The 588-nt window shown below is 78.1% G+C and carries 1 protein-coding gene; it reads left to right on the forward strand.

What is annotated here, in order from left to right:
- Positions 1-99: 99 nt before the first annotated feature.
- A partial coding sequence (locus A7A76_RS03365) for a glycosyltransferase (protein ID WP_206409869.1) occupies positions 100-588 on the forward strand: 489 nt, incomplete at its 3' end.

Consider the following 588-nt stretch of genomic DNA (forward strand, 5'->3'; position numbering starts at 1 on the left):
TCGCAGGCCGGTCGGCCACCGCAGCGGCGGTGGCGGCGCGGTCGCCGGCGATCGCGGCGACGACGGCGTCCGCGTCCTCCCGCATGCCGAGCCGCCGCGATGAGCGACCTGCCGATCGTGGTCGTCCCGGTCGGCGTCGACGACGACGCCCTCGACGCCTGCCTGGCCGCGCTCGACGCCTGTACCCCGCCCGGCGCACGGGTGTGGCTGGCCGACGACGCCCAGTCCGGCCCGCGCGGCTACGCCATCGTCGAGCGCTGGCTGCAAAGCACCCGCCTGCGCGCCGACTACAGCCGGCGCCAGCGTCCGGTCGGCGAGGTCGCGCACCTGGACGAAATCCTCAAGGCCTGCGGCGACGCCGACGTCGCCGTGCTCGCCGCCGACGCGGTGCCGGCGCCGGGCTGGCTCAGCCGCCTGCAGGCCAGCTTCGCCGCCGACGGCGCGATCGCCTCGGCCACGCCGTGGTGCAACGCCGGCGAGGCCGCGTCGTGGCCGCGCATCGGCGAGATCGACCCGATCCCCGACGCCGGCGACGCCGAGCGGCTGGCGCGCGCGCTGGCGCAGATGCCGGCCGCGCACCCGGAACTG

The organism is Lysobacter enzymogenes (assembly GCF_017168095.1).
Lineage (GTDB): Bacteria > Pseudomonadota > Gammaproteobacteria > Xanthomonadales > Xanthomonadaceae > Lysobacter > Lysobacter enzymogenes_D.